General features: G+C 43.5%; 4 protein-coding genes. 2 read left to right on the top strand and 2 right to left on the bottom strand.

What is annotated here, in order from left to right; all coding sequences use genetic code 11:
* Positions 1-474: 474 nt before the first annotated feature.
* Both F5971_RS15530 and F5971_RS15525 read right to left on the bottom strand, forming a co-directional pair.
* Positions 475-3,690, bottom strand: a complete 3,216-nt coding sequence (locus F5971_RS15530) for an EAL domain-containing protein (RefSeq protein ID WP_193495872.1) — start codon at positions 3,688-3,690, stop codon at positions 475-477.
* Positions 3,683-4,657, bottom strand: coding sequence for a cytochrome-c peroxidase (locus F5971_RS15525; RefSeq protein WP_051514514.1), 975 nt, complete (start codon positions 4,655-4,657; stop codon positions 3,683-3,685). The genes F5971_RS15530 and F5971_RS15525 overlap by 8 nt, the downstream gene beginning before the upstream one ends.
* 245 nt (positions 4,658-4,902) lie before the next feature.
* Between F5971_RS15525 and F5971_RS15520 the strand changes: the two genes are divergently transcribed.
* Both F5971_RS15520 and F5971_RS15515 read left to right on the top strand, forming a co-directional pair.
* Positions 4,903-5,667: a M48 family metallopeptidase gene (locus tag F5971_RS15520; protein ID WP_193495870.1), complete on the top strand. Its 765-nt coding sequence runs from the start codon at positions 4,903-4,905 to the stop codon at positions 5,665-5,667.
* A gap of 161 nt (positions 5,668-5,828) precedes the next feature.
* Complete coding sequence (locus F5971_RS15515; protein WP_193495868.1) at positions 5,829-6,737, top strand: patatin-like phospholipase family protein; 909 nt, start codon at positions 5,829-5,831, stop codon at positions 6,735-6,737.
* The last annotated feature ends 9 nt before the right edge of the window (positions 6,738-6,746 follow it).

The following is a 6,746-nucleotide window of genomic DNA, read 5'->3' as shown; positions in this document are numbered from 1 at the left end:
TCATGCTCAAAAACGTACATCTAAATGAATTCACATATAGGTTGCTTGTTTTTGATTAAGCTTTAATGCCTAACCTGAACAAGCGCCCACACGCATTACCTGATTAATTTTTTAAAGAGCGTCTTGGTCAACTCGGCGTTTTGAGTCGTCTCAAGCGAGGTGCGTATTCTACCGAACCCCTCGTCAGTGTCAAGCTTTATTTTCAAGAATTTTTAAATCATTTTCTCGAAACATCTACCTGAAAAACCACCAACTGCTTCTTAATTTGCACTTGAATCAAACACTTAAAAAGAAGCCCCGCTTCAGTGACTCTCCCCCGGAAGGGCTTGTCTCTCAAGCGAGGCGCGAATATTAAAGAGGTTTTCGGGAGAGGTCAACTACTTTTTTGTATTTATTTATCTAGGTGCACCCCCCGATGCTTACGGCAAGGAGGATGTCAGCAATATGTTTTTAAAGCTCCAAAGCAAGAAAAGACTATAACCGCTGTTTGGCAACACTTCTGTAGAGCGTGTCAAATGACACTTCCAACTCATACGCTGTTAATGGTTTTGAAAACAGATACCCCTGTACAAACTCACATTGCAAGTCCTGAAGTATGGCAAGTTGATCATCCGTCTCAACACCTTCAGCCACAATTCTAAGCTTTAAGCTTTTTGCCATTGAGATGATGGCTTTAACCACAAGCATATCTTGCGTGCCATGCCCCAACTCTCGAATGAATTCGCGATCTATTTTCAATATATCAATTGGAAATCGTTTAAGATAACTCAGCGCTGAGTAGCCTGTGCCAAAGTCATCAATCGCTAACTGAACACCCATTCGGCTAAAGGAACTCAACCACTCAATGGTTGCGTGACTATTGTCTAACAACATCCCCTCAGTGATTTCAAGCACCAAACTTTCAGGCCTAAACCCTGTTGACTCAAGGATATTCCTTAGCACTATATCATCCAGGCCTAAACTTCGCTGACGCCCCGAAAGATTAACCGACATATATAAATGATATCCTTGTGCGACCCATTGGCCTGCTTGCCGACAAGCCGTCTCAAGCACCCATTGACCTATAACACCAATCATACCGGTATCTTCCGCTAGAGGAATAAAACGATCAGGTGAAATCATGCCATGCAAAGGATGATTCCAGCGGAGCAATGCTTCTACCCCGACTAAAGACAAGGTACGGCTATCTATAATCGGCTGATAATATACTTCAAGTTGCTTTTGCTCTAATGCAACTCGCAAATCCTGCTCCATTTCCATCATGCTATTGGCATCTTCTTGGAGCTGTTCACTGAAAAACTGGTAACGATTTCGTCCGCCTTGCTTCGCACTATACATCGCTAAGTCGGCATTTCTGAGCAGATTATCTGCACCTCCTGACACGCTCGGATACATAGCGATACCGATGCTTGCACCAATTATAATTTCTCGGCCAGCCAGCATGAACGGATACGAAAGTTGTTGGATCATTTTTTCGGCAATACGCCCTGCTTCTTTTCCCGAACAAATATTATGAAGTAGAACAACAAATTCATCCCCGCCAAAACGAGCAACCGTGTCACTTTCTCTCACACAGCTCAACAAGCGTCGCGCCACATTTATAAGAAGCTCATCACCGTATTCATGACCAAGCGTATCATTAACATATTTGAAACGATCCAAATCCACAAACAGTAACGCCAAGGTTTGTTGATCTCGATTTGCTGAAACAATTGACATTTCAAGCCGATCCATTAACAACGTTCTATTCGGCAACTCCGTCAAAGCATCATAATAGGCTTGATGCCGAATCCGTGCTTCGGCATTTTTTCGACTGGTTATATCTGAAAATACAGATATATATTCACTAATGTCACCTGCGTCGTTTCGTATAACTGAAATTGAGAGCCATTCCGGATAAACACTACCGTCTTTACGTCGATTCCATATTTCACCAGCCCAAGCCCCTTCAACGGACAATGTACTCCAAAGCTGATGATAAAAGTTTCGATCATGTCGCCCAGAACTTAATATACTTGGATTTTTACCAATCACTTCTTCTTTTGTAAAACCTGTTATTTTAGTAAATGCGGGATTAACCGTTTTGATTCGCCCATTCTGATCTGCAATCATAATGGCTTCATTCGTTGTTTCAAATACAACAGCAACCATTTTCAACTGTTCTTCAAGCACAAGACGCTCAGTAATATCTTCCTTCACAGCTATAAAATGACTAATGTCACCTTCTTCTGTTCGAAGCGGAGATATAGATGTTGATTCCCAAAAAAAACAACCATCTTTTTTTCTATTTAACAAGTGCCCCGACCACGTATTTCCACGATTTAGCTCTTTCCACATATCTGTAAAAACTTGACTCGACATTTCGCCAGATTTGAGAATGTTATTATTTTTCCCTAATAACTCTGATTCTGAATAGCCTGTCATTTCAGCCAACTGTGCATTAACATACTCAATGATACCTTTCCTATCGGTAATCATTACAGCCACTGGGCTTTGCTCCAAAGCACGCCCAAGCATTCTCAATTTGAACTCTGTCTGCTGTATAACACTGATATCTGTCCTAACACAAACCCATCCTCCATCTTGTGTCATGTTATTACTGGCCTGATAACATCGATTATTCGGCAAGTGTTCAATATAGTATTGACTCACTCGGGGATTTGCCGTCTGCGCGGATAGGCTTTTGATTCCGACTTCGGCATGCTTAGATGCAATGGACGGCCAATCAACTAACGAGTCATAATTCAACCAAGGATAATACTCAAGCCACTTTTGATTGAACAAAACCAACGACCCCTTTGCATCAAATAATGCAAAGGCCTCAGATAGGCTGTTTACAGCATCTTGTAAACGATTAGTTGCTTGTTTAGAAGCGTGTGTTTCATGTTGCAGACGCCTAAACAGCAGTGTCATAACCAACATTAGCAAGGCACTTAATACTAATAAAAAAAGCGTCAAGTACTCTGAAGCCTTCAATCGATTGAGGTAAACCTGTTGGTAGGATAGTTCTAATTGCCTTAAGATTATTCTCGTATCGACAGCAACATACTCATCCCGATACTGATGTAAATTACTTAGATGCCGCAAGCTCGTTGAGGCCTGAGAAATAAACAAGCTTAATAATTCATCACCCGTATTTTGCCTTACTAGATTATACAGCTGCTGCTCTAGCTCATCTCGTGATTCAGTCAAGGGATATAAATGGTATCGATAAAGCGCACTCAGTATACGAGCCGCGTCATCTCTATGCGGATGATTATCCTGCCTGAGTGCTTGCACCTGCTGTGGCATATATAAAAGACCATTTCGTATCAGTGATGCGGAATATTTTATTTCTTCGACAACATCCTCTTTATGCAATTGCATGGACTGATAGGACTTTAAGAGCATGACAGAGGTTTCATCTAAACCAGCAATAAATGAATGACGCGTATCAAGCATCTTTTCTAGTAACTCATCACTGTTTCTTCGATACACCACAAGCTGGTCATAGTGTGTTCGCAGTCCTGATGCTATCAACAAGACCTCTTCGTCTAATAATGCATCTAATTCACGTAACTGCAAAAAGCCGTCTAGACGCTGCGTGTGCTCTAATACGTCATGCGTTCGCGTTGAGAAAAACAAAGCGAGCACAAGTCCTGCCAAAATACAGAAAAACAGTATAAAACCTTGTTTATGTTGATTAATCACTCAGCACCTGCTTAAGCAATGGGTGCTCACCTAATAGTGAACGAATAAATTCTGCAATATCCTGTGCCTGATCTCGAGTGAGCTGCCTTCCTAGCTGTACACGAGCCATCATATCGATCGCTTCTTCCAAGGAGCTTGCACTTGAGTCATGAAAAAAATAGTGATTTAAAGCTGCGGTTCTTAGCCCTGGCACTTTAAAAACGTACAAATGCTTACGATTTCCTGTTACGTTGTACCGACCAAGACTCACCTGCTCCATTTCAGCCGATTTAAATAAGGTAAAGCTTTCCAGCGATCCCATTCGAGCAAACATATTCCCTCCAACATTTGCACCTTGATGGCAACTGATACAGCCGTACTCTTGAAACAGTCTAAATCCGTTTTTTTGCTGCGCCGTAATCGCCTCCATATCACCTGCTAGCCAGCGATCAAAGGGGGAGTTAGTGAGCATTAATGTTCGCTGAAAAGCTGCCAACGCTATTCGAACCTGCTCTGGATTAAGCTCCTCATCAAACACTTTTTTAAACTCTGAACGTAACTGAGGGTCCGCGTTGAGTCGACCTATCACCAAAGGCCAATTTGAGGCCATTTCCAGTTCATCATGTAAGGGACCATCAACTTGCGCTTCCAAGGTTTTTACACGCCCATCCCAAAACTGCGTATGATTTAAATGGCTATTAAAGACGCTGGGGGCGCGAATGACACCTTTTTTACCGCCAACACCTGTTGAGACCTTTGCAAGATCCATCCCTCCTGTCTCCAATGCATGACAGGTAGCGCAGCTCACCGTCTTATCACCTGACAAACGCTCATCATGAAAAAGCTGTTCGCCTAGCTTTACAAGCAGTGGATTTTGTTCTGGTGGGTTAGGTACAGGTAAAATTGTTGCGTGAAGCACCTGTGCAACAATGCAGCACAAAAGCAATATCACAAATCGGATCTCGCGGATCATTTTTAAGCGCTGCAAAACGGCGACCCCTAACCAGAATTATAATCAAACCATTAAGCATAGATTTAACCGCACATATTGCAACGTTTAAAAAACTCTTGATCTTGTCCTAGATCAACAAATATACACTTTTTCATCTTTTTAAACCCAAATCTGGATTTTAATGACATTAGCCCTTAACATTTCAATCTGTTACTAAGGGAATGATGACGAACCGCTCAGTACATTCTAATTTTCACATTACACCGACAAAGGAATTGGCGATGAAAAAACTCGCTTTTGTACAAAAGACTTCATATGCTGCCTGTCTAGCTATCACGCTCACACTCAGCGGCTGCAAAACCACAGGAAGCGACATGTCAGGACTGCTATCCGCAGGCATGGGGATGGCGACCGCAATTACGATGACAGACCAACAAATGAAGCTGATTGGTGATCAATCAATTGCCCACCTTGATAGTCAGCATCAAATTGCGCCCTCAAACAGCCGCTATGCTCAACGTTTAGCTCAGCTAACTCAGGGCTGGGAAACCGTTGATGGCCAGAGCCTTGAATACAAGGTCTATATGCTACCCGAAATCAATGCGTTTGCTGTTCCAAACGGCTCTATTCGCATGTACAGCGGCTTGATGGATGAAATGACCGATGATGAGGTACGCTACGTCATTGCCCATGAAATTGGTCATGTGGTGTTAGGCCATTCCAAACGCGCATTCCAAGTTGCCTATGCGGCTTCTGCCGCACGTGAAGCGGCGGCGGCCAGTGGCAACACAACCGCAGCAGCTCTTTCAAACTCGGAGCTAGGTGAACTGGGCGAAAAACTAGTGAACGCTCAATTCTCTCAAACTCAGGAGCATGAAGCCGATGACTATGCAATTAAATTAATGCAACGTCATGGAATGAATGCCGAAGCGTCTGTCTCCGCACTCAGAAAGCTAGAAGCAAAATACGGAAATAGCCGTAGCCTTTTCTCCAGCCACCCAGCTGCAGGAGATCGTGCGGACCGCTTAAGCAATTCACTCAGATAGCAAGCCTCTACCGATTGCGGTGCCTATGATCGACTGAGCATGCACCGCAGTCCACTAAAATATTCGCTTGCCAAGTGATAACTCCATTCCGTACTCTATGACCATCTAAAACATTCCCTTTCTTGCAAAACCAAACCACTAACGAATTTAAGGATAAATCTATGAAAGTAGGCATAGCCTTAGGCAGCGGCGCATCCCGTGGCTGGTCTCATATCGGCATTCTTCGTGCTTTACATGAGGAAGGCATTACACCTGAAATCGTCTGTGGCACTTCAATCGGTGCGCTGGTGGGAGCCGCCTACGCAACAGATCATCTTGACAAACTGGAAGATTGGGTTCTAAAACTCACTAAACTAAAGCTTGCACAGTTTTTTGAAATTAACACGTCCTTAAATGGTTTTGTAAATCGTGATCGGTTAGTTGAACTGCTTGATGGCCATGTTGCTCCGAAACAATGCAATATTGAGGACCTGCCTAAACAGTTCGCTTCAATCACAACTGATTTGGAAAGCGGTCGTGAGTTATGGATTACGGAAGGGTCTGTTTTAGATGCAGTATGGTGCTCAATTGCACTGCCTGGGTTGTTTCCGGCCGTCAAATACCAAAATAAATGGGTTGTGGATGGTGGGCTTGTCAATCCAGTTCCTGTATCAACTTGCCGAGCGCTAGGCGCTGACGTGGTCATTGCAGTGAATCTAAACGGTGACCTATTAACACGCCCCCAACCCAAACCTGTACAGAATGCCAAAGCCTCAACGCGTTCATCAAAAGCATCACCTGTTAGTAAAATTACCGAGCTTGTAAATTACGCGGGAGCCGTTTTCTCATCCAAGGAAGATACTGAAGAAGCCGCTCCCAGTATGTTTGATGTCATCGCAGGATCGGTCAATATCACTCAAGACCGAATTACGCGCAGTCGTATGGCAGGCGATCCTCCAGATATTCTTCTATCACCCCGATTGGCCAATATCGGATTGCTTGAGTTTTATCGAGCAGAAGAAGCGATTGACGAAGGAAGAGCCTGTGTTAAACGCATGTTACCCGCCTTACAGCATGCGCTAGGGCTATAAAACCCTAAC

It is taken from the genome of Nitrincola alkalisediminis, assembly GCF_009821115.1.
GTDB lineage: Bacteria > Pseudomonadota > Gammaproteobacteria > Pseudomonadales > Balneatricaceae > Nitrincola > Nitrincola alkalisediminis.
The sequence above is the reverse complement of the archived record's forward strand: the minus strand, read 5'-3'. Positions and strand labels throughout refer to the sequence as shown.

What these genes read in the sequence shown, in the direction of transcription:
- F5971_RS15515 (WP_193495868.1), top strand. Translation starts at nt 5,829, where the DNA reads ATGAAAGTAGGCATAGCCTTAGGCAGCGGCGCATCCCGTGGCTGGTCT.
- F5971_RS15520 (WP_193495870.1), top strand. Translation starts at nt 4,903, where the DNA reads ATGAAAAAACTCGCTTTTGTACAAAAGACTTCATATGCTGCCTGTCTA.